The organism is Pseudoalteromonas sp. FUC4 (genome assembly GCF_008370255.1).
In the GTDB taxonomy this organism is placed as follows: domain Bacteria; phylum Pseudomonadota; class Gammaproteobacteria; order Enterobacterales; family Alteromonadaceae; genus Pseudoalteromonas.
The window spans coordinates 379,675-399,765 of the sequence record NZ_SEUI01000002.1; the positions used below are offsets into that span (position 1 = coordinate 379,675).

Annotated in this window: 17 protein-coding genes and 1 pseudogene; 2 read left to right on the forward strand and 16 right to left on the reverse strand. The window is 38.0% G+C overall.

The annotated features are described in order from the left end of the window. Positions 1-24: 24 nt before the first annotated feature. From EU510_RS07695 to fdxA, 4 genes and pseudogenes are all read right to left on the reverse strand, one after another. A complete protein-coding gene (locus tag EU510_RS07695) occupies positions 25-1,779 on the reverse strand; it encodes a putative bifunctional diguanylate cyclase/phosphodiesterase (protein ID WP_410477410.1) in 1,755 nt (584 codons plus the stop codon). A 366-nt stretch (positions 1,780-2,145) separates the two neighbouring features. Beyond that, a complete protein-coding gene (locus EU510_RS07700; RefSeq protein ID WP_149592984.1) occupies positions 2,146-2,604 on the reverse strand; it encodes an Sbal_3080 family lipoprotein in 459 nt (152 codons plus the stop codon). Between the two features lie 20 nt (positions 2,605-2,624). Beyond that, a pseudogene (locus EU510_RS07705) lies at positions 2,625-4,867 on the reverse strand (DUF5916 domain-containing protein). 136 nt (positions 4,868-5,003) lie between these two features. Continuing rightward, positions 5,004-5,327: a ferredoxin FdxA gene (gene fdxA, locus EU510_RS07710; protein ID WP_149592985.1), complete on the reverse strand. Its 324-nt coding sequence runs from the start codon at positions 5,325-5,327 to the stop codon at positions 5,004-5,006. 194 nt (positions 5,328-5,521) lie between these two features. On the opposite strand from fdxA, the gene EU510_RS07715 reads away from it, so the two are divergent. Both EU510_RS07715 and EU510_RS07720 read left to right on the forward strand, forming a co-directional pair. Further along, positions 5,522-7,129, forward strand: coding sequence for an NAD(P)/FAD-dependent oxidoreductase (locus EU510_RS07715; protein ID WP_149592986.1), 1,608 nt, complete (start codon positions 5,522-5,524; stop codon positions 7,127-7,129). Between the two features lie 95 nt (positions 7,130-7,224). After that, positions 7,225-8,724 (forward strand): amidase family protein, encoded by a 1,500-nt coding sequence (locus EU510_RS07720; RefSeq protein WP_149592987.1) that lies wholly within the window; start codon positions 7,225-7,227, stop codon positions 8,722-8,724. A gap of 32 nt (positions 8,725-8,756) precedes the next feature. On the opposite strand, the gene EU510_RS07725 is transcribed toward EU510_RS07720, so the two are convergent. The 12 genes from EU510_RS07725 to EU510_RS07780 form a co-directional block, all read right to left on the reverse strand. After that, positions 8,757-10,061, reverse strand: a complete 1,305-nt coding sequence (locus EU510_RS07725; protein WP_149592988.1) for a DEAD/DEAH box helicase — start codon at positions 10,059-10,061, stop codon at positions 8,757-8,759. Between the two features lie 67 nt (positions 10,062-10,128). Beyond that, a complete protein-coding gene (locus EU510_RS07730; RefSeq protein WP_149592989.1) occupies positions 10,129-10,560 on the reverse strand; it encodes an excinuclease ABC subunit A in 432 nt (143 codons plus the stop codon). Position 10,561: 1 nt separating this feature from the next. Then, a complete protein-coding gene (locus EU510_RS07735; protein WP_149592990.1) occupies positions 10,562-11,374 on the reverse strand; it encodes a MipA/OmpV family protein in 813 nt (270 codons plus the stop codon). Then, positions 11,367-12,596 (reverse strand): beta-ketoacyl-ACP synthase, encoded by a 1,230-nt coding sequence (locus EU510_RS07740; protein ID WP_149592991.1) that lies wholly within the window; start codon positions 12,594-12,596, stop codon positions 11,367-11,369. Before EU510_RS07740 ends, EU510_RS07735 begins: the two co-directional genes overlap by 8 nt. Next, positions 12,596-13,321 carry a 3-ketoacyl-ACP reductase FabG2 gene (locus EU510_RS07745; protein ID WP_149592992.1) on the reverse strand — a complete coding sequence of 242 codons (726 nt, stop codon included), beginning with the start codon at positions 13,319-13,321 and terminating at the stop codon, positions 12,596-12,598. Before EU510_RS07745 ends, EU510_RS07740 begins: the two co-directional genes overlap by 1 nt. Then, positions 13,321-13,782, reverse strand: coding sequence for a hotdog family protein (locus EU510_RS07750; RefSeq protein ID WP_149592993.1), 462 nt, complete (start codon positions 13,780-13,782; stop codon positions 13,321-13,323). The genes EU510_RS07745 and EU510_RS07750 overlap by 1 nt, the downstream gene beginning before the upstream one ends. A 3-nt stretch (positions 13,783-13,785) precedes the next feature. Beyond that, entirely contained in the window at positions 13,786-14,955 is a 1,170-nt protein-coding gene (locus tag EU510_RS07755; protein WP_149592994.1) for a beta-ketoacyl-[acyl-carrier-protein] synthase family protein, read from the reverse strand. 1 nt (position 14,956) lies between these two features. After that, a complete protein-coding gene (locus tag EU510_RS07760; protein ID WP_188085407.1) occupies positions 14,957-15,499 on the reverse strand; it encodes a DUF3261 domain-containing protein in 543 nt (180 codons plus the stop codon). Positions 15,500-15,519: 20 nt separating this feature from the next. Next, positions 15,520-16,794, reverse strand: a complete 1,275-nt coding sequence (locus EU510_RS07765) for an NAD(P)/FAD-dependent oxidoreductase (protein WP_149592996.1) — start codon at positions 16,792-16,794, stop codon at positions 15,520-15,522. Beyond that, positions 16,794-19,136: an MMPL family transporter gene (locus EU510_RS07770; protein WP_149592997.1), complete on the reverse strand. Its 2,343-nt coding sequence runs from the start codon at positions 19,134-19,136 to the stop codon at positions 16,794-16,796. Before EU510_RS07770 ends, EU510_RS07765 begins: the two co-directional genes overlap by 1 nt. Then, a complete protein-coding gene (locus EU510_RS07775) occupies positions 19,105-19,668 on the reverse strand; it encodes an outer membrane lipoprotein carrier protein LolA (protein ID WP_149592998.1) in 564 nt (187 codons plus the stop codon). The genes EU510_RS07770 and EU510_RS07775 overlap by 32 nt, the downstream gene beginning before the upstream one ends. Next, positions 19,658-20,086 carry an acyl-CoA thioesterase gene (locus tag EU510_RS07780; protein WP_149592999.1) on the reverse strand — a complete coding sequence of 143 codons (429 nt, stop codon included), beginning with the start codon at positions 20,084-20,086 and terminating at the stop codon, positions 19,658-19,660. Before EU510_RS07780 ends, EU510_RS07775 begins: the two co-directional genes overlap by 11 nt. Positions 20,087-20,091: the final 5 nt, after the last annotated feature.

Here is a 20,091-nt window from a genome sequence, read left to right on the forward strand (position 1 = left end):
TAGAGTGGCATTTTTATTTGTAAACTAACTAACAATATCCCATGCACTTGTACCCGATGCTGAAAGATTACTAGTGTTGTTACGTAATACTTTATTACCGACATTAATCGATGACTCAGGGCGGCTAACTAAATATCCCTGAACAGAGCTTACACCCATTTTTTTAACGAGTTCAAACTGCCCAATTTCTTCAACGCCTTCTGCAACAATTTTAAGACCTAACTTTTTCCCAAGATCACTAATTGTATTTAATATATCGTTATATTTTTGGCTTTTATTGGCTTGTGCTATAAACGAGCGATCAATTTTAATAACATCTATTGGTAAATCTGCTAATGTACTTAAAGAACTAAAACCTGTACCAAAGTCATCAATAGCAATAGTGATACCCTCTTCTCTTAGCCTACTGAGCTCTTTAATTATTTTAGGGCTGGCTTTAATAAATGTTGATTCTGTAATTTCCAGCATCAAAGACGTCGCTGGTAATCCGGTTTTTTTAAGCTTCTTCATTACCCAATCATAAATATCACGATGCTTTAGTTGAATGCCCGAAACGTTAACTGATATTTTTACTTTGCGCATACCTGCATTGTGCCAAGCAGACATTTGCCGACACGATTCCAGCATAATCCAATCGCCAAGCTCTAATATTAAATTAGACTCCTCTGCTATCGGAATAAACTCTGAAGGCGGGATCATTCCCTCAACCGGGTGATCCCAACGAGTGAGGGCTTCGAAGTAATCGATCATACAATCTTCAACGTGCACAATTGGCTGAAAAGATAAGTACAAATCTTTACAAGCGACTGCTATACGTAGCTCTTCGAGTAAATAATGGTAACGGCGCATTTTATTACCCATTTCTGGTGAGTAAACTTTAAATATTCCCTTACCATCGCTTTTAGCTCTGTACATAGCAACATCAGCTAATTGTAAAAGGGCCTGCGGCGTTGACGCACTCTCTGGATATACTGCGATACCAATGCTGGCACTAATTTTTACTATTTTATTGCCTAGCACAAAATCTTTTTCAAGTTCACTTAGCACGTGCTTTGCAATTTCAATAACTCTATCGCTATCATCAAGTAGTTCTATGAAAATAGAAAACTCATCCCCTCCGAGTCTAGATAGGTTTTGCTCTAACTGGTTAGCACTATTTATATTACTCAACTTATGGTGACGTAAAACGTTTGCGAGTCGGCCCGCTACCTGAACTAAAATTTCATCACCAAAGCTGTGGCCAAACGAGTCATTTACTTGTTTAAAACCATCAAGATCTATAAACAGAAGTGCACATTTCAGCTCATCTTGATTCGCGTGATTAATTTGTCTGTCTATATGTTCAATATACGCATGGCGGTCAATTAATAACGTCAGTTTATCTTGGCATATAATTGTTTGGGTTTGTTTTACATAATTGGCCACGTGTGTATTTAAACTATTTATTGATTGGCTTAAGCTACTTACACCCAAAGGATTCTCTGCTGGTTTTATTTGTAGGTTAAATGCAGTGAGTAATCTATTAGCCTGATGATTAAGCTCAGCAATTTGATTTTTATAGTGACGTTTTCTGCGCTCTCTACGTAAATACAAACCACAGCTAAATATTAAAACACATAAAAATAAAAAATTAATAGGTGATGCAAGCGTCATCATAACTAGCTTACTTGAATCGGCTGCTACAAACTGAGTGTCAGTGGTTTTAATAAGCAAAAAATCCGCAGTAGGCTGCTGGATTATATAGTGGCCATTTAAGATCGGGTTATACCAAGGAGCCATATCAAGCGTGGTATTCGCTATTTCGAAGCTTCGTATATCAATACTGGTATGAAATAGATTTATACGGTTAATCTGATTCGTTAACTCTATATTTATGAAAAAACAAAATAGAATTATTATTAAGAAAATAAAACCAAGTGGTTTAAATTTATCCATAAAAAAAATCCATTTATCTTACCTCTCCCTTGAATCCATCCCCAAAAGCGGATTATATCGCTTGCATTTGTTACTACGCAAGCATTGATATAATCCTAAGCCATTAGCATAAAAAAAAATCGTAACAATAATGGATTACCTAACTATATCCTGCATATAGTATAGCTGGGATAAACAAAAATAAACAAAAATGTTCTAATTGTTTAAAATTTAATACATACCGTCAATAAGCTCTATAATTTTTTCTTCGGCGTCTATAAACTTATCCAGTCCACCACCGGTGCGATAAGATGCTTGCGCTATTTTTTCATTCGTTTGAACGTCTTTAATCCAAATATTTGCGTATGCCATATAGAGCGCTAAATCCCAACGCCAATTTGCTACGTAGTAAGCAACGGCATTACACCCTGTTGTGTCTGCATATGGTAACTCAGTCTGGTAGTCTTGATGCTGCAATACATAATTAGCAGGAATAACTCGGGTTTCTACCTCATGCTTTGCAAAGCCTTTTTTCATGGCATCTAAAACACCTTTTTTAACAGCCTTATGTTCAGCAATACACACTGTTTTGGGCTTATTTGTTTCAAAGCGAGTAATATCTTGCTTGGCCGCACAACCTGCCAAGGTAGCAACCATTGTAGCTGCAACTGTTATTTTTAAAGTTTTCATATTTATTCCTTTTTTAATATTTAAAGTTGCCATGCATAGCTAACTTTTGTAAATAAGGTACGCTGATCTCGTTCAATATTTTTAAGCGAATCGTCTTGGTAACCTCTATCTGAGTAACCCAAATAAAACAACGTTTGTGCATTAATTTTATACGAGTAAACAAGCTGGCTGCCATAGTCTTTGTTAATTTGGCTAACTTGATAAAAGTAGACATTTTCGTCTCTATCAATATCTTCAAATTGTAAAATAAGCTTAAGAATTGAACGCATACTAAATTTATAATGGAGCCTAAGATCAACTAAGTTAGCTGTAAATACACGCTGCCCTTGTGGGTTATCTAATTGGCTGTAGTTATGTTTTACATCGAGCTGCCAATGGTCATTAATGTCCCACACCATTTGGGTTTGGGTGTCAAACACATCACCTAATTGCTCATTTGCATAATCAATGCGGCTAGCGTATTCAACATATAATGATAACTTTAAATCTTTAGTGGGTTTAAAGCCCGTATAAATGTAACCAATATTTTGATTATAAAAATTGTCATTATAATTTTCATAACGGTGTACTAAACCAATTTCAAAAATAGATTGTTTTTGGCCTTTAAAACTCAAAAAACCTTCGTACTCTTCTTCAAGTAAATCGCCATTTTGCGCCCATGTTTTATCCCAGTCAGCTTCGTATGACCATGAGGTAAGTAAATCTGATTCATCTCTGTACCATGTTTGTCCGCCACCAAAGCCTACTTTTTCATAATCGACTTTAGCTTGATAACCTAAATCAGTGCGGTAGTCCTGCCCAATATTTTCATAAGATGCAAATAATTTGTAATCACGTTTATCGCGGGTAAGTTCTAGAGCATAAGCTTCATCTGATTGCGTTTCAGATAAGTTATAGTTCTGAATTAAAAATTCAGAGTTACGGGTATCAGCAGACGATATTTGATATAAAAGAGTATCCGATTGATTAAACCAGTAGCTACCATCCACTGATAATACAGTGTTGTGGTAGTCATCACTTTCTCTGTGCGTGCTTGAAATACCAATAGTACCTTGCTGACCTAAGTCATATTGATAACGCCCTGCGGCTGCATTCGTTTTTTCGTTTAAGCTTGCAAAGCCAGAGCCCTGATTCGTTGGCAGTAAAATATTACTATTATCGTCATCAGCCAGCATTAGCGCATAACTATGATCACCCGTTTTACCCGTCAACTTTGCACCTAAAGTAGGCTCTGCAATTGTACGTGTGTATAAAAGCTCAAATAAGCTACTTTTAAAGTAAGAAGCACCATCTAAAAAGAAAGGACGTTTTTCAGCGTAATAAATTGAAAACGTTGTATTTACATCAAGCTCTAAAGAGTCAGTTTCTACTTGCGAAAATCAGGATTAATTGTCGCGTTTAAAACAGCATCTTTTGTTAAACCCCAGCGTAAATCTAAGCCCACTTCAGTATCTATATCACCCTTATCCCAATCACCTGGCAACGCAGATTTATTATCGTTACGAAGTGTGGTTAATGTAGGTGTTAATTGGATATTTTTACTTGATTCTATATCGCTAAAGCCAACTAACTTATCAAACTGGCAAAGGCTGCATTTCACATTTCTATCAAACCCCATATTTGATAGCTGATATAGCACATCTCGTTGGTAGTTTCTCATGACTGAAAAACCCCACGTTAGCTCATTTTGATTTTCGGGGAAACGTAGTGCCTTAAAAGGAATACGCATTTCAACAACATAACCTTGCTCGTTAATTTGCCCTGCGCTATCCCAAATAGCATTCCACGAAGTATCAGAGGTCCAGCCATCAGTGTCGGTCATGCGAATGTCGCCTTGTGCACCAAGAGGGTTCACATGAAATTCATAACCACTGCGTTCATCATTAAAGGTGTCAATAACAAGAATAACTACGTCGTCTTCCCACAACGAATCGCGGTCACGCAGTGATGCACGAATTTGCTCCGGGTTTGGATCCTCTGCAATAAAGGCAACATATAAGTTTGTGCCATCCTCGTAAATAAAAGCATCAGTTTTTACAGGGGGTGTGCCTTTTTCGTTAGGCTCATCTTGGTAGAGTAAAGATATACGTGTTGCATTTTGCCAGTGCGCTTCATCCATAATACCATCAACGGTGATATTTGAATCAATACGAGATAAGGGTACTTGCTGTTTTTCGGCCGCTACATTAAGGCTTGAGAGTAATAATACAAAACTTAAAAATAGGAAGGTAAACTTTTTTATTATAGTTATAAAGTACTGCATAAACATCCATTTAGACTGTAATTACCCATAAGGAGTAACTTAAGCCGAGGATTGTAATTTATCCAGGTACATTTGTTAATACTTTGAAATGAAATATTAACTATTTAATGATAAAGGAGTAACTGATTGTTATATATTATGTTTCGAGTAGTTTAAGCTTATTGTCTATACCATTCCATACGTCAGCGTCATCCGGTGCAGGTTTAACCTCTGTAATGCGCGGCCAAACCAATGCGAGTTCAGCATTTAATTCTGTGAATTCTTTTTGAGATTCTGGTAGCTCATCTTCTTGGTATATAGCATCAGCTGAACATTCCGGGACACATAAACCGCAATCGATACAATCAATCGGGCTAATAGCTAAAAAATTAGGGCCTTCAAAAAATGCATCTGCAGGGCACACTGATACGCAATCGGTGTACTTACATTTTATACAATTTTCGGTGACAACAAACGCCATACTATTTTAATACCTAAAATTTTAAACAACAGTTGTGGATCATACCCATCCACTCCAAAAATACAATAAATAAGTGCCATATCACCCTATTTTAACGTAAAATGCGCGCCTAATGTCTGCACACCCGTTGTGCCCTGCATCCCCTTATTGTGAGCGGTAATAATACCCCGCTATGACACCTAAAAGAGATATAAATGATACGTTTAACCGAAATAAAGCTGCCACTTGATCATGACGAAGACGCAATTGGTCAAGCAATTGTAAATAAACTAAAAATCCAACCTGAACAATTGCACAGTTTTAATGTGTTTAAACGTGGTTATGATGCACGTAAAAAATCAGCTATTTTACTTATTTATACACTCGATATAGCAGTTGATAACGAAGCCGAGCTACTCGCAGCATTTGAAAAAGACCAACATGTAAAAGTAGCACCAGACACAAGTTATAAATTTGTAGCCCAAGCTAACAATAATATCAAAGAGCGCCCTGTCGTGATTGGTTTTGGTCCTTGTGGTTTATTTGCGGGCTTATTACTTGCTCAAATGGGCTTTAAACCCATTATATTAGAGCGCGGTAAAGAAGTACGTGAACGTACAAAAGACACGTTTGGCTTTTGGCGTAAACGCACACTTAATACAGAATCAAATGTACAATTTGGTGAAGGTGGCGCAGGTACATTCTCAGACGGTAAGTTATACAGCCAAGTAAAAGATCCAAAGCATTATGGTCGAAAAGTCATTACTGAATTTGTAAAAGCAGGCGCACCCGATGAAATTTTATACGTAAGTAAGCCACACATTGGTACGTTTAAACTTGTTACCATGATTGAAAAAATGCGCGCTCGTATAATAGAACTCGGCGGCGAAATTCGCTTTAGCACACGTGTTGACGATATTCATTTAGATGACGGACAAGTAACAGGTTTAACGCTTTCAAATGGCGAGCAGCTAAACACTCGCCATGTTGTATTAGCCGTTGGCCACAGCGCACGTGACACGTTTGATATGATCCACAAAAAAGGGATTTATGTTGAAGCAAAGCCATTTTCAGTCGGTTTTAGAATCGAACATAAACAATCAATGATCGATGAATGTCGTTTTGGCACAAATGCAGGAAACCCAATTTTGGGCTCTGCCGATTATAAACTTGTTCATCACTGCGACAATGGCCGCACCGTTTACAGCTTTTGTATGTGCCCAGGTGGCACAGTAGTAGCGGCAACCTCTGAAGAAGGCCGCGTTGTTACCAATGGTATGAGCCAATATTCACGAAGTGAACGCAACGCTAACAGCGCTATTGTGGTAGGTATATCACCAGAGCAAGATTTCCCTGGTAACCCACTTGCTGGAATAGACTTACAACGCAAACTTGAAGAGCAAGCGTATGAGCTTGGTGGTAGCAACTATGATGCACCAGCCCAGTTAATTGGAGATTTCTTAAAAGGTAAATCATCAGCAGACTTAGGTGAAGTACAACCCTCTTACACACCTGGTATTAAGTTAACTGACTTGAGTAAAGTGTTACCACAATTTGCAATTGATGCTCTTCGCGAAGCGATACCAGCGTTTAATAAACAAATTCGTGGTTTTTCAACTAACGACGGTTTATTAACCGGCGTTGAAACACGTACTTCGTCGCCTATTAGTATTAAGCGTGATAAAACATTCCAAAGTATTAACACCAAAGGGCTTTACCCTGCAGGTGAAGGCGCAGGTTACGCTGGCGGTATTTTATCAGCGGGTATTGATGGTATTAAAGCGGCTGAAGCGGTCGCACTGTCTATGTTAGAAAACGCTTAAACCTCTTTTTTAAGCTGTTTATCGAAAAGCCTCACTTTGTGAGGTTTTTTTGTGCTAAATATATAGAAAATAATAACACCTCAAGCACCCCAACAATGATCAAAACATTTACCTTTTCGTTGCTTAGTGTATTAGCAATTTTTAACGCTAAGGCACAAGAACTAAAAACCATCGATGAAATTCACAGTGCATATAAAAATAATTCTATTAATGCACAGCAACTCACCCAAAATTACATAGACCGAATTAATAAACTTAATCCACACTATAATGCGGTTATTAGTTTAGAGCCTACAGCGATTGCTCAAGCTAAAACGTTAGATGAACTTGCCGTCAAAGGCACGTGGGCAGGTCCATTACACGGAATACCTGTACTTCTTAAAGATAATATAGAAACGAAAGGCACACTTCCCACAACGGCTGGCTCTTTAGCACTTAAAAATAACGTTACTAATAATGATGCTTTTGTTGTTAAACAACTACGTAATGCGGGCGCTATAATTTTAGGTAAAGCTAATTTAAGTGAGTGGGCAAATTTTCGTTCATCCTATTCATCGTCCGGCTGGAGTGCCGTAGGCGGACAAACACATAATGCGCACGATGTAACACGTAACCCATGTGGTTCTAGCGCAGGTTCTGCTGTGGCAGTCGCACTTAACTTTGCGCCCATAGCATTGGGGACTGAAACAGACGGTTCAATTACGTGCCCTGCCTCAGTAAATGGAATTTATGCAATAAAACCGAGTATGGGCCAAGTATCACGCTCAGGTGTAGTGCCTCTTTCTAGCAGTCAAGATTCCGTAGGGCCGATGGCGCATTCACTTAAAGATGCACTGCTAGTTTTATCGGTTTTGCAAGGTGAGGACTCTCTTGATGCAACAACTACAGGGTTTAAATTAAAAACAGGTAATCTAAAATCAAAACCATCACTTATTATTGGTGCACTACCAAGTGATAAATTTACAATTGGAACGCAGCGCCTTTATGCCAAGCAGTTACAAGGATTAAAACAGGCTGGGCACACTATTATTAATGTAGATATTACTGATAACTTAGATACGCTATTTGTTGATGAATACTATATTTTACTTTATGACTTCAAAGCCGAAATTAATCATTACCTCGCAAGCACTCCAACACAAGTGGCTGTTAGAAGCCTAAAAGCACTTATTAATTTTAATATTCAAAATAAAAACACAGAAATGCCCCACTTTGAGCAAGATATACTAGTTCAATCTCAGGCTATTGATTTAACTAACAAACAAAAATATCAAGAGACTAAAGAACGCTATCGCACTTTAGCAACGACAGCCATTGTTAATGTATATAAAAACAACAAGCTTGATATTGTTATAGCGCCTACAGTATCACCCGCCTGGAAAACAGACTTAGTTAATGGTGATAATTTTAATGGCAGTAGTAGTTCATTATCTGCTATTGCTGGCACAACGCACATAACCCTACCGGTCGGAAACGTAAGTGGTTTACCGGTTGGTTTGTCCATAATAGCAAATAAAGAGGACGAGCAAGCGGCTTATTTATACGCAAATATTATTGATGAGGTGTTATCATCTGGCACAAAAAAACCTGAGTAAACTCAGGTTTTTTTTAAACTAAACGGCGTTAACTATGACTTTTTAAGTGACAGTTTTTCGCCTTTTAAGCTTTTACGAACGCTTGAAATACGTGAGCGATTTACTGCTCTCGCTTCACCGGTTGCTTGTCCTGATAACTTGTTAGAACGTGTACGGCGTAAATGCGCTGGTTTTTTACCAATTTTATCAATGAGTACTTCACGGTTACTTACTTCATAACCTTCTAAATATACACGTTTGATTTTTTGGCCAATTAGCGTTTCAATTTCAAACAAGGTGTTTTCTTCTTCGCGGCTAACAAATGAGATTGCTTGGCCTTGACGACCAGCACGACCTGTACGGCCAATACGGTGAACGTAATCTTCTGCAAGCCAAGGTAAATCAATGTTAATTACGCGCGGTAAACCATCAATATCAATACCACGAGCAGCTACTTCTGTAGCTACTAATACGCGTACCTTGCCTTCTTTAAATTCACGTAAAGCACGACGACGGTTACCTTGAGATTTATCACCGTGGCAAACGCCAGCCGGAATACCATCAAGGTTAAGCTCTTTAACAAGCTCGTCAGCGGTTTCTTTCATGTTTACGAATACAAGCACTTGTTGCCAGTTTTTCTTACCAATCAATTCAGAAAGTAGCTCTTGCTTACGACGCTCTTCAACTGGGTAAACAACATGCTCAACAGTGCTTGCTGTGCTGTTTGTTTGGTCAACCCGCACTATTTCAGCTTGTTTTAATACTTTTGCTGCAAATTGTTTAATTGCTGCTGGGAAAGTAGCTGAGAAAAGTAAAATTTGGCGCTCTTCTGCACAGCTTTTAATTACGTTTTGCATATCTTCGATAAAGCCCATATCAAGCATACGGTCAGCTTCATCAAGAACAAGGTGCTTAACATTCGCAAGGCTTAAGTTACCTAGGCGAATATGGTCAAATAAACGACCTGGTGTAGCAACTACAACATCAACGCCTTCTTTTAAAGCGTTTGCTTGGCCAGCAGTGCTCACACCACCAAATAAACTAACTACTTTAAGTGATGTATGCTTTGCAAAGTCTCTAAAGTTATTAGCAATTTGCTCTGCAAGTTCACGCGTTGGTGCAAGTACTAATGCATGAGGTGCATTAGTTGTGCTGAGTTCAGACTCAACCAATTTTTGGATGATAGGTAAAGCAAACGCGGCAGTTTTGCCGGTACCAGTTTGTGCACTGGCTAAAACGTCTTTACCTTTACGAACAGCTGGAATTGCTGCGCGCTGAATGGGCGTAAGGGTGTGATAGTTAAGTTCGTCCAACGCCTGGATGATTTCAGGAGCGAAACTAAAAGATTTAAAATTCATGCTGTATAACCTACGGCCACATTATCAAGGGCCGCAAATTATACAGCAAAAACGAGCTGACAGTTAGTTATAACTTAACTAAAGTGCCTTTTAATGCAACACCAGCCATAATAGTACCTGCACCACATTCAAATTCAGTACTACTGACAAACTCACGTTTTTTGTAATATGATTGAATATTAACAACTGCATTCATGCCTTCTTTTACTGCACGCTCTTGTAATGCTTTAAGTGCACTTAACATTACCCACTCACATGCCTCAGTATCAGACTTACCAAATGCATTGGTTTTTTTATTAGTGATTACTTCACCGTATTTGCTGCTTTCTTTTGAATGGCTTTGGTCAGCAAAGTAAAGTGGAATATCCAATAATGCATTTTTTGCTTTAGTTGTTTCTAACAATTTTTGAATTGGGTATTTACTAATATCATCACGGGCTTGAGCAGCCGATGTTATTAATGCTGTGGCAATAAGTAACGTACTTATAATCGTTTTCATTTTATCTTCCTTCTCGTGTATAAAATTTCCATGCAACGCCAAAACCAAGAGATATATTACTATTTTGCTTAACTAAGGGACTGTGTTGCTGCTTTGTATTTGCTAGGTAATCATATTTTACAAAACCACCTAGCCAATATTTTTTAGTATCAAAATTTATCCCAATGGATAAATCTGATCCTGAATATCCAGAACGGTTATTAAACTCAGCTCGCTCAGCACTACTATCAAGTAAAGAAATACCATAATAATAATTTAAATAACGATCGTCAGCAAAATTAGCGTTTGCTCTTATGCTGGTACTTAATTCATAATTATTCGTTACTAAGAGTGGCGACTCAAAATAAATACTCGGTCCATAGTGCCAACCTACATTAGTGACAGACCCAAAATCGGTAGCCATTGCTTTTCGAGTAAAAAGCCCTAAATATAGGTGGCGTTTTGTTTGTGGTGTCCCCATAAAATAATAATTTAATGATGGCCCCAGTTCAAACACCCAATCTAAATCATCTAAGCCCTCACGTGCAGTGTTATCTTTACTGTCAACGGCAATACTTACACCGGCAGAAATATCTAAATGCAGGTTCCCCTGCTGCCACAAGTAACCTGTAAAGCTATTGCGGTCGATATCTAAATCATCACTTTGATAGCGGATATAAGGTACTGGGAGTACATACTGTTCACTTTGATCAGAACCTAGGTAATGTGGGATGTCAGCCATAAAAATACCGCCACCCACTTCAAGCTTTGATGCACCAAATGAAAACGTACTAAATAAAGTGAGTAATAGGTATAACCACTTAACTTTATTCACCTTGAAACCGTTTAAAAATAAGAGATGTATTAATACCACCAAAGGCAAAGTTGTTACTCATTACAAAGTTTGTATGAATCTGTCGGCCTTCTTCAATAATGTAATCAAGAGGAGCACATTCACTGTCTATTGTGGTTAAATTAATAGTGGGTGCAAACCAGTCATCATTCATCATGTTTATACTTGCCCATGCTTCTATAGCACCACACGCACCAAGAGTGTGCCCTAGGTAGCTTTTTAATGAACTAATTGGCTTAGCCCCTAATGCATTAAATGTTGCATGAGATTCTGCAATGTCACCTCTGTCGGTTGAAGTACCATGTGCATTAATATAACCAATTTGATCCGCTGAGATATTAGCGTCTTGCAGTGCCATTTCTATAGCAACTTGCATGGTTTCAGAAGTTGGTTGCGTTACATGTTTCCCATCGGAGTTACAACCAAAGCCGACTACTTCAGCTAATATGGTTGCACCACGAGCTTTAGCATGTTCATATTCTTCTAAAATGAGTGTACCTGCGCCCTCGCCAATAACTAAACCATCACGATTTTTATCAAATGGTCTAGGTGTATTTTTAGGTGTGTCATTTTTTGTACTCGTTGCATACAAAGTATCAAAAACAGCCGCTTCTGTAACACATAACTCTTCAGCACCACCTGCGACCATCAACTTTTGGCGACCGAATTTTATGGCTTCGTATGCATAACCAATTCCTTGTGAACCAGAAGTACACGCTGAACTTGTTGTGATCACACGACCTTTTAAACCAAAAAATACGCCAACGTTAACCGGTGCAGTATGAGCCATCATTTGAATATAACTCGTCGCGGTTACGCCATTCATAGAACCACTTTCCATCATGCGGCCAAAAGAGACTAAAGGCTCTGTTGAACCTATTGATGAGCCGTATGACACGCCAGTAGTACCATCAGTTAAAGCTGGGTGTTCTAATAATTGTGCTTGTTCTAAGGCTCGCTCAGTCGCAACTGTCGACATAAGAGAGACACGCCCCATAGAACGAACCTTCTTTCGCGTATAGTTTGCTGGACGGCTAAAACTTTCAACGGGGGCTGCTAAATTGGTATTTAAACCATCAATATAATCCCAGCTAGGCATACGTTTTACTGCATTTTCGCCTTTTATTAAAGCCGCTTTGAATACATTCCAATCATCACCTAGCGCAGTGATAGACGCCATTCCCGTTACTACAACACGTTTCATTACGCCATTCCACCATTAACTTGAATTACCTGACGGGTAATATAACTTGCGCCATCAGACATTAAAAAAGCGACTGTTGCAGCCACTTCATCTACATTTCCCATACGATTAGCGGGAATCATTTTTTTCATTTCGGCTATTGGTAAATCATCAGTCATACCAGTATCAATAAGACCAGGTGCTACGCAATTCACTGTTATTTTTCGCTTTGCAAGCTCGACAGCAAGAGCTTTCGATGCACCAATAATACCCGCTTTTGATGCACTATAATTAACTTGTCCACGGTTACCAGCAACGCCCGACACTGATGACATTGCGACAATACGCCCACCTTTACGATTACTTACCATAGGCATAACTAATGGGTGCAACACATTATAAAATCCATCTAGATTTGTGTGTATTACGCTATCCCACTCTTCATCTGTCATTGCAGGAAATGCAGTATCAGCAGTAATACCGGCATTGCATACCACGCCATAAAATGCACCATGTTGCTCTACATACCCACCTAAAATTGCTTTAGCTGATTCTCTATCTGCAACATCAAATTGTAAAATATCAACATTAACGCCTAAAGCAATAATTTCAGATTTAACCTGTTCTGCAGCTTCTATTCCTGAGCGACAATGCAAACTAATATCAAAGCCATCTTTAGCAAGCTTTAAAGCAATGGCTTTACCAATACCTTTACTTGAACCGGTTACTAATACACGTCTTGACATTAAATTTGCTCCGCTAAAAATTGACTAGGGTTTTCTGGTTGAAATACATTAATTTTGGCACCCACTAATAACACATCGCCTTCTTTAATAGTGCACTCAAATGCACTTAAGCCACTTTCTTCACTATATAATTTTTCAACTTCAATTGTTAAAGTGCTATTGAGAGAAAAACCAGCGCAATGCATTTTATACTTACGGCTACTTACTAAAAATCCGACTTCTACCTTAGCGCCACTATCTACTTGATTTGCGTTAGCATAAGCGGCAATGGTTTGTGCCATATATTCAATTCCAACATGGCTTGGTACCTGCTTTAACTCAGGGTCATAAAAATTACTTTGTGGAGTAATTGTAACAAGACAGCGTCCGCTAATTTCATCATAACTTTCTAAGCTATCAATTAAAATCATTGGTGCAGTGTGTGGTAATACACTTTCGATTGGGTGATGAGGATGATTCATAGCTTATAGTCCGATTAATACACTGACGTTATTACCGCCAAATGCAAATGAGTTTGACAAACAGGTAGTAATTTGGGAAGGGTGCTTAGCACCAACTGGAACAAGGTTTATTGCGGGTAAACTGGTATCCTGTTCACCATCCCATACATGAGGAGCATAATCATTCCCGCCCAATAATAACCAACATAAACCTACTTCAGTCGCGCCAGCGGCACCTAATGTATGACCAATCATACCTTTTGAAGAGCTACATGGTGTTTCAATACCAAAAACATTCATTATAGCTATAGCTTCCATTTCATCATTTTTAGGTGTTGCAGTTCCATGTAAATTTACATAGTCAACTTCATTTATATTGATATTAGCGGCAGCTAGCGCACTTTTCATTGCCCTTGCCGCTCCCTCGCCTTCTGGGTGAGGTGCCGACATATGATGCGCATCGCTCGATTCACCAACACCTAATAGTTTAACTTCCCCTTGCTTTTGTACAATACACAAAGCGGCAGCTTCACCTATATTTATTCCATCACGATTCTTACTTGATGGGTTTGATATGCCTGCTGATGTTGATGCTAAAGCATGAAAACCATTTACCGTCATACCACATAGGCTATCTACTCCACCTACAATTGCAGCATCGGCTAACCCGCAAGCTATCATTTCTTGTGCTGTCGCAAATGCTTTAGAACTTGATGAACATGCTGTAGATAACGTAAAAGCAACACCTTCTAAACCCAGCTCACTTTGAATAAATTGTGCTAGGTTATCCATCTCTTGCTGCTGGTAATGATACTCACTCGGAAAAAGACCCTCTTGCTGTTGAGTTTTCATTGCTTGCTCACCATGAGCAATACCTGATGTACTCGTACCAACAATGACTGCAATTCGCTGTGCACCATATTGCTTTTTAAGCTCAGTAACGGGTTCTCTTAATTGCTCAAGCGCATGTGCTGCCAATTGATTATTTCTAGTTTGAAACTCGAGATCTCTGTCAGTTAATAAGGGTAACTCAGCATTTACAGCGCCAACATAAATAGGACCTTCGTCAAAGAGAGTGTTATTGATAACAATACCCTCTTGACTGCCTGCGAGTAAATTACGTTTTATACTTTGGTTATTACACCCTAGTGCATTTATCATGGCGTAATGGCTAATAAATAGCGGTTGTTGCATATTAATATTCTTCTAATCTTTCTATAGTTAAACGATAATTCTGCTCGTTCTCAACTAGTTGAGTGTGTGAGCCATTATATATAACTTCACGAATTAATGTCTCTCCTCGATAAAAACGACGAGTTAATTGTCCTGCAATAGTAGTTTGAGTTACTTGGCAGTTTTTACAAATATGTTGTTTAAGTTGTGCCAATGGCCAAAACGCACTTTGCATGTCATAAATAATTTTTTTTCCATCAAAGTCAACTCCTAGCGAATTAGTCGTCGTTAATTGATTCGTATGGGTATTAAACTGCAGCTGAGATAGCGGGACACCTTCAAAACTCAATGCTGCAACTTTTATCATTTTCTCAGAAAACTCAGTAGACACTAGCATTGACTGTTCAACAACACCTGAGAATTGAAACTTCTCAAGCCAGCCTTTGCCAACGATTTCGTTAGGTATTAGCATTGGCTCAAACAGTGCAGTATCAACCTTTGGTTTATAAGCTATCTGGCAAGCATTTAAAAACACTATAAAAATTATAATGAATGCTATTTTCATATTTTGGCTAAGCAACATATTTATACAACAGCAGCATTGATATCAGTCATTTCAGAGTCACATATTTTTTCTAAAATATTGAGACCTCGTTTAGTGTTTTTAACAAACGGATTTTTTTTATCCCATGCATAACCCGCTAAAATAGAGCACACCATTGCTTTTACATCTGGCTGGCCGTCTGCAAAAAAGATAACCGATTGTAAACTCGTATCATACCAAGAGTTCACAAAGTATTTGAATACAGTGATCCCTTCACGCAGTGGTATTTCATATTCATTTTTCCAGTCAACAGTCTCACCTTGTAATTGTTTAACCACAAGTTCAGATGCCTGTACCGCAGAACGTAGTGCAATTGTAACTCCAGAAGAAAATACGGGATCTAAAAACTCACCTGCATTACCTAATAACGCAAATTTATCACCATGTAACTGCTTTACATTTGCTGAGTAACCACCAATAGTACGCACAGGAGCAATAATTTTAGCGTCATCTAATAATGCCGATAAGTTATCATCTTCACTTATAAACTGAAGTAATATTTTCTCAAGGCTCATATCTGGATTTTCTATCTGTGCAGTTTCACCCACAACGCCTACGCTCACCGTACTGTCACTGAATGGGATAAGCCAATACCACACGTCAGGAATATCTGGGTGAACTGTAATAAGTATTTTATTACGATCAAATTTAGGACAATCTATATTATCTTTGAAATGTGTGAATACAGCTTTACGAGGTGATAACTCACTCGCTTCTTCTAAATCTAATAAACGAGGAAGAACTCGACCAAACCCACTGGCATCTAAAGTGAAACGGGCTGTTATTTTACTTTTTTGCTCCGTTTTTAAATTAGTGATGTCAATACACGTACCATTTTCATCTGTTGTGAAGTTTGTAACACGATTACCAAAGCGAATTTCAGCGCCTTGATTAATCGCTTCTTGAGCTAATAAATTATCAAACTCAGCGCGTTTAACTTGATACGTTGTACCAGGTCCTTCACTAAATTTTTCTTCAAAATTGAAATTAGTGTGATGGCCACTTCGGTAGAATGCAGCGCCATTTTTAAATTGAAAACCTAATTTTTCAGCATTTTCAAGTAAGGTGTCGAGCATATTTGCTTTGCGTAAATAATCCATTGATTGTGGTAATAAGCTCTCACCAATAGAAAAACGAGGAAACTCATCTCGCTCTACTAAACATACACTTAAACCATGCTGCATTAATAAACACGCAGCAACTGTTCCTGACGGACCAGCACCGATTATAGTTACATCAAAATCAGTTGATATCATTAAATATTCCTTTTCGATACAAGAGTAAGGCGCGGGGCCATAATGAACACCATAACAACACCTATAAATACAGTGAAACCAAATTGGCTCACAGCGGGTGTTGAGCTAAAAATTAAAATTGCAAATACAAATAAAGAGCTCAAAGCTGAGATGAGCGTGGTTAATGTTATTTTTTCACAAAGACCATGCTCAGCATAAAATACGCAGTAGTCTAAACCCAATGCCAAAATGAGTATGCCCGCTACATAATTAAACACACTTAAGCCGTCAAAAAACCATGCACTAATAACAAGTGCTATTACCATAGCAATTGCAGGTCGGCTTACTGCAATAAACGCATTAAGTAATCCGTACCGTAGCCAAAAAACAAGCATTGCGGCACCAAGTGCTAAGCCATATATTAAAATCAAGTGATGCCTAAACAACCCTACCTGCTCACTTACAGCTAATACTTTATCAACAAAAACAACATCTTTGTAGCTATTTAAGGTCCTTTCAAGCATCTTTGGATCATTGATGCCTTGCAACTTTATAATGCTGTAGTAACGACTATTAATTTCGACCCATTGATCAGTAAATAAGTGGGCTATTTGGCTTTTTTGCCATGTTGGATAATCTAACTGAGTTAATTCAGGATTATTTCGCGTGTAAGGTAATTCTAATAATGTTTTTAATTGATCAAACAAACCGTCATTCTCGGCTTGCAACATTAACGCTTGCGACTTTTTTTGCATAGCAATAGAGGGCAGCCACTGGCTAATACTTGAATATTTAGTAAAGGCATTATTTTGCTGTAATTGCTTTAAGTCTTCAGCTAATTGTTCAGAGCGTTCCAATGTTTGCTGAGAAGATCCCCCCGACACTAAGATATATGGGCTGTCCCATTGTGCATTTAATATTTTTGAAATTTGCTGTTGTTGAGTCACTAAGCTAGCTGAGCTTTTATAAAACGTACGCGGATCATCAACATTATTAACCACACTTAAAGCGACTATTGCTATAACTACAAAACCGGTCTGCCACCAATAGTTTAAGCGTTTTTTAAGGAGTGCTTGTTGCCAATTATTAAGTTGAATAACAAAATGAGGAATTGCACTTGGCTTTTTTACTATAAAACTAGCAATACTTGGGTAAACAAGTAATACAGTCAGTAAAGCGCCTAATAGACCAGCCATAGTAAATACAGCAATTTGCTTAAATAATACTAATGGAGTGAATACTAAAATTAAATAACCGACTGTTGTCGTAATAAAACCCAATAAAAGTGACGCACGAATACTACGTAAGGGATTAAACCGGTCAACTTTGCTAAAGCGTAATTCGCTCAGTGCATGAAAACTATAATCAGCAGCAATACCAATTAATGTCACAGCAAATACCAACGTTAAAATATTTACTTCAGTAAAAAATAAACGTAATGCACTATATCCATAAAGCATACTAATAGAGATGACAAATAGCGTACAAAAAACACTTAACGCACTTCTATAAATAGCCACAATCAACAATAAAGTAGCAATAATTGAAATACTGCCAAATACAGTCATCTCGTTTTGAGCGGTTATACTTGCGTCTGCGGTAAAAAATGCGGCTCCGGTAACAAGATAATTTACCCCTGATTTTTCCTCGCTACTTTGTTTTTTTATATCGTTAACTTTTGCAGCTATATCTTTGGCTATATTTAAATCTAAGCCAGTATCAGCACTAACAAAATTAATAAGCACATAGTAAATTGCATCGTCAGAACTACCGTTTTTTATCTCATCTTGAGCAATAAGATAACCTTGGTAATTTTTAAGCTTCATTGAGGGTACGTTTTGTTGATTAAAAAAATCAGCTAAACCCAAATTAGGATCAGAAGATAATGTCGCTGCAACCCATGGCGAACCCATTTCATTTAATAAACTAAATTGATAATTAAATACGGCACCCGCAGTTTTATTTTGTAATAAGTGTTTATACTTTTCACTCAAAAATGCATATTTATAAGGTAGGTAATCCTTCACTACAGATTGCAGTTCTGGAAGTGCTCCAAAATGAATATTAACCTCAATGCCATTTATATCTCTTAGTGCAAGTGCGGCTTTCTCTGCGTACTTTATGGCGTTACTACGCTTTTTGTGACCAACAAGCATGACGTGTTGACGCAACTGTTGCTGCTCAACGTTATCATTCACTAATCGCACATCCTCACTTTGTTCTACTGTAAATATCTGGTTAATATCAGCCACAATAGCAAAAGGCTTAAATAGCCATAAATAGCTTAAACCAGCGAGTAATATGAGTAGCTGTATCCCCCAGAGGAGTAGCTTAGTGCGTGAGTTTAACGTCATCCATGTCATTTTGCGTCAGCTCCTTGCTAGTAAATATCATCGTTATCTCTGTTTTATTATTCTGCTGATCGGTAAGCATTATACTACGCTGACTTTCATCAAGTGCACACAAGTTGACGTTGGTAAATAATGCAGCAACGTCTTCAAGTTTTGGTATTAGGTTGTAACAATGTTCATCATTTGAAGCGGCTATGCTCCAATCGCTTTCGTTAATGTCACCACTAAGTAACTTTGCAAGTAAACTGTTTATTTGTTTATCTTGGGTAAGGATTTCATACGCTTTTGTTGATTCTAAGCGACGGTAAATCCCATTAGGGAGTAACAGCATTTCACTGCTAACCGGTGATAGGGTGTGCCAGTAAACATGTTGATCATAAATAACAAAGTTACCTTGCGATTTAATCGCACGCTTTAGAAATGTAAAATGTTTAGCTTGGCTAAACTGACCTTTACCCTGCGCTACTTTAAAACGAGTAAAGTCATTAGCTGCAGCCTGCGTACTTAAAAAAAACAAAAGTACTAAAGCCAGTTTATTCAACATAAGCCATCACTTTATCGATAAATATACTTGGCGATTCAAATTGGAGTTCTTGAGTATGTAAGTCCATCGCAACTTGTATCGTATAAGCTTTAGTCAAAACCTTATCCGTATCAAGGCATTCAATACGGTAATCAATTTTAATCCGCATCTCAAATTCAACCAAAGAGGCGTGAATACGTATACGAGATCCAAATACAGCCGATGCAACATACTTTAATCGCATATCAACTATCGGCCACATAAAACCAGACTCTTCCATCGCATTATAGTTATAACCAATTTTATTAAGCAATGCACAACGGGCGTCTTCTATGTATTTTACATAGTTACCATGCCAAACAATTCGCATTGGGTCTAAATCATAAAACGGCACCACCATATCAATGGAGGTACTAACAATTGCTTTGGATTTTTTCATTATTT

Coding starts and splice junctions, on each gene's coding strand:
- EU510_RS07745 (WP_149592992.1), bottom strand. CDS start 13,321: ATGTCAAGACGTGTATTAGTAACCGGTTCAAGTAAAGGTATTGGTAAA.
- EU510_RS07725 (WP_149592988.1), bottom strand. CDS start 10,061: ATGAATTTTAAATCTTTTAGTTTCGCTCCTGAAATCATCCAGGCGTTG.
- fdxA (WP_149592985.1), bottom strand. CDS start 5,327: ATGGCGTTTGTTGTCACCGAAAATTGTATAAAATGTAAGTACACCGAT.
- EU510_RS07720 (WP_149592987.1), top strand. CDS start 7,225: ATGATCAAAACATTTACCTTTTCGTTGCTTAGTGTATTAGCAATTTTT.
- EU510_RS07760 (WP_188085407.1), bottom strand. CDS start 15,499: ATGAAAATAGCATTCATTATAATTTTTATAGTGTTTTTAAATGCTTGC.
- EU510_RS07765 (WP_149592996.1), bottom strand. CDS start 16,794: ATGATATCAACTGATTTTGATGTAACTATAATCGGTGCTGGTCCGTCA.
- EU510_RS07780 (WP_149592999.1), bottom strand. CDS start 20,086: ATGAAAAAATCCAAAGCAATTGTTAGTACCTCCATTGATATGGTGGTG.
- EU510_RS07750 (WP_149592993.1), bottom strand. CDS start 13,782: ATGAATCATCCTCATCACCCAATCGAAAGTGTATTACCACACACTGCA.
- EU510_RS07715 (WP_149592986.1), top strand. CDS start 5,522: ATGATACGTTTAACCGAAATAAAGCTGCCACTTGATCATGACGAAGAC.
- EU510_RS07730 (WP_149592989.1), bottom strand. CDS start 10,560: ATGAAAACGATTATAAGTACGTTACTTATTGCCACAGCATTAATAACA.
- EU510_RS07700 (WP_149592984.1), bottom strand. CDS start 2,604: ATGAAAACTTTAAAAATAACAGTTGCAGCTACAATGGTTGCTACCTTG.
- EU510_RS07755 (WP_149592994.1), bottom strand. CDS start 14,955: ATGCAACAACCGCTATTTATTAGCCATTACGCCATGATAAATGCACTA.
- EU510_RS07740 (WP_149592991.1), bottom strand. CDS start 12,596: ATGAAACGTGTTGTAGTAACGGGAATGGCGTCTATCACTGCGCTAGGT.
- EU510_RS07695 (WP_410477410.1), bottom strand. CDS start 1,779: ATGGCTCCTTGGTATAACCCGATCTTAAATGGCCACTATATAATCCAG.
- EU510_RS07775 (WP_149592998.1), bottom strand. CDS start 19,668: ATGTTGAATAAACTGGCTTTAGTACTTTTGTTTTTTTTAAGTACGCAG.
- EU510_RS07770 (WP_149592997.1), bottom strand. CDS start 19,136: ATGACATGGATGACGTTAAACTCACGCACTAAGCTACTCCTCTGGGGG.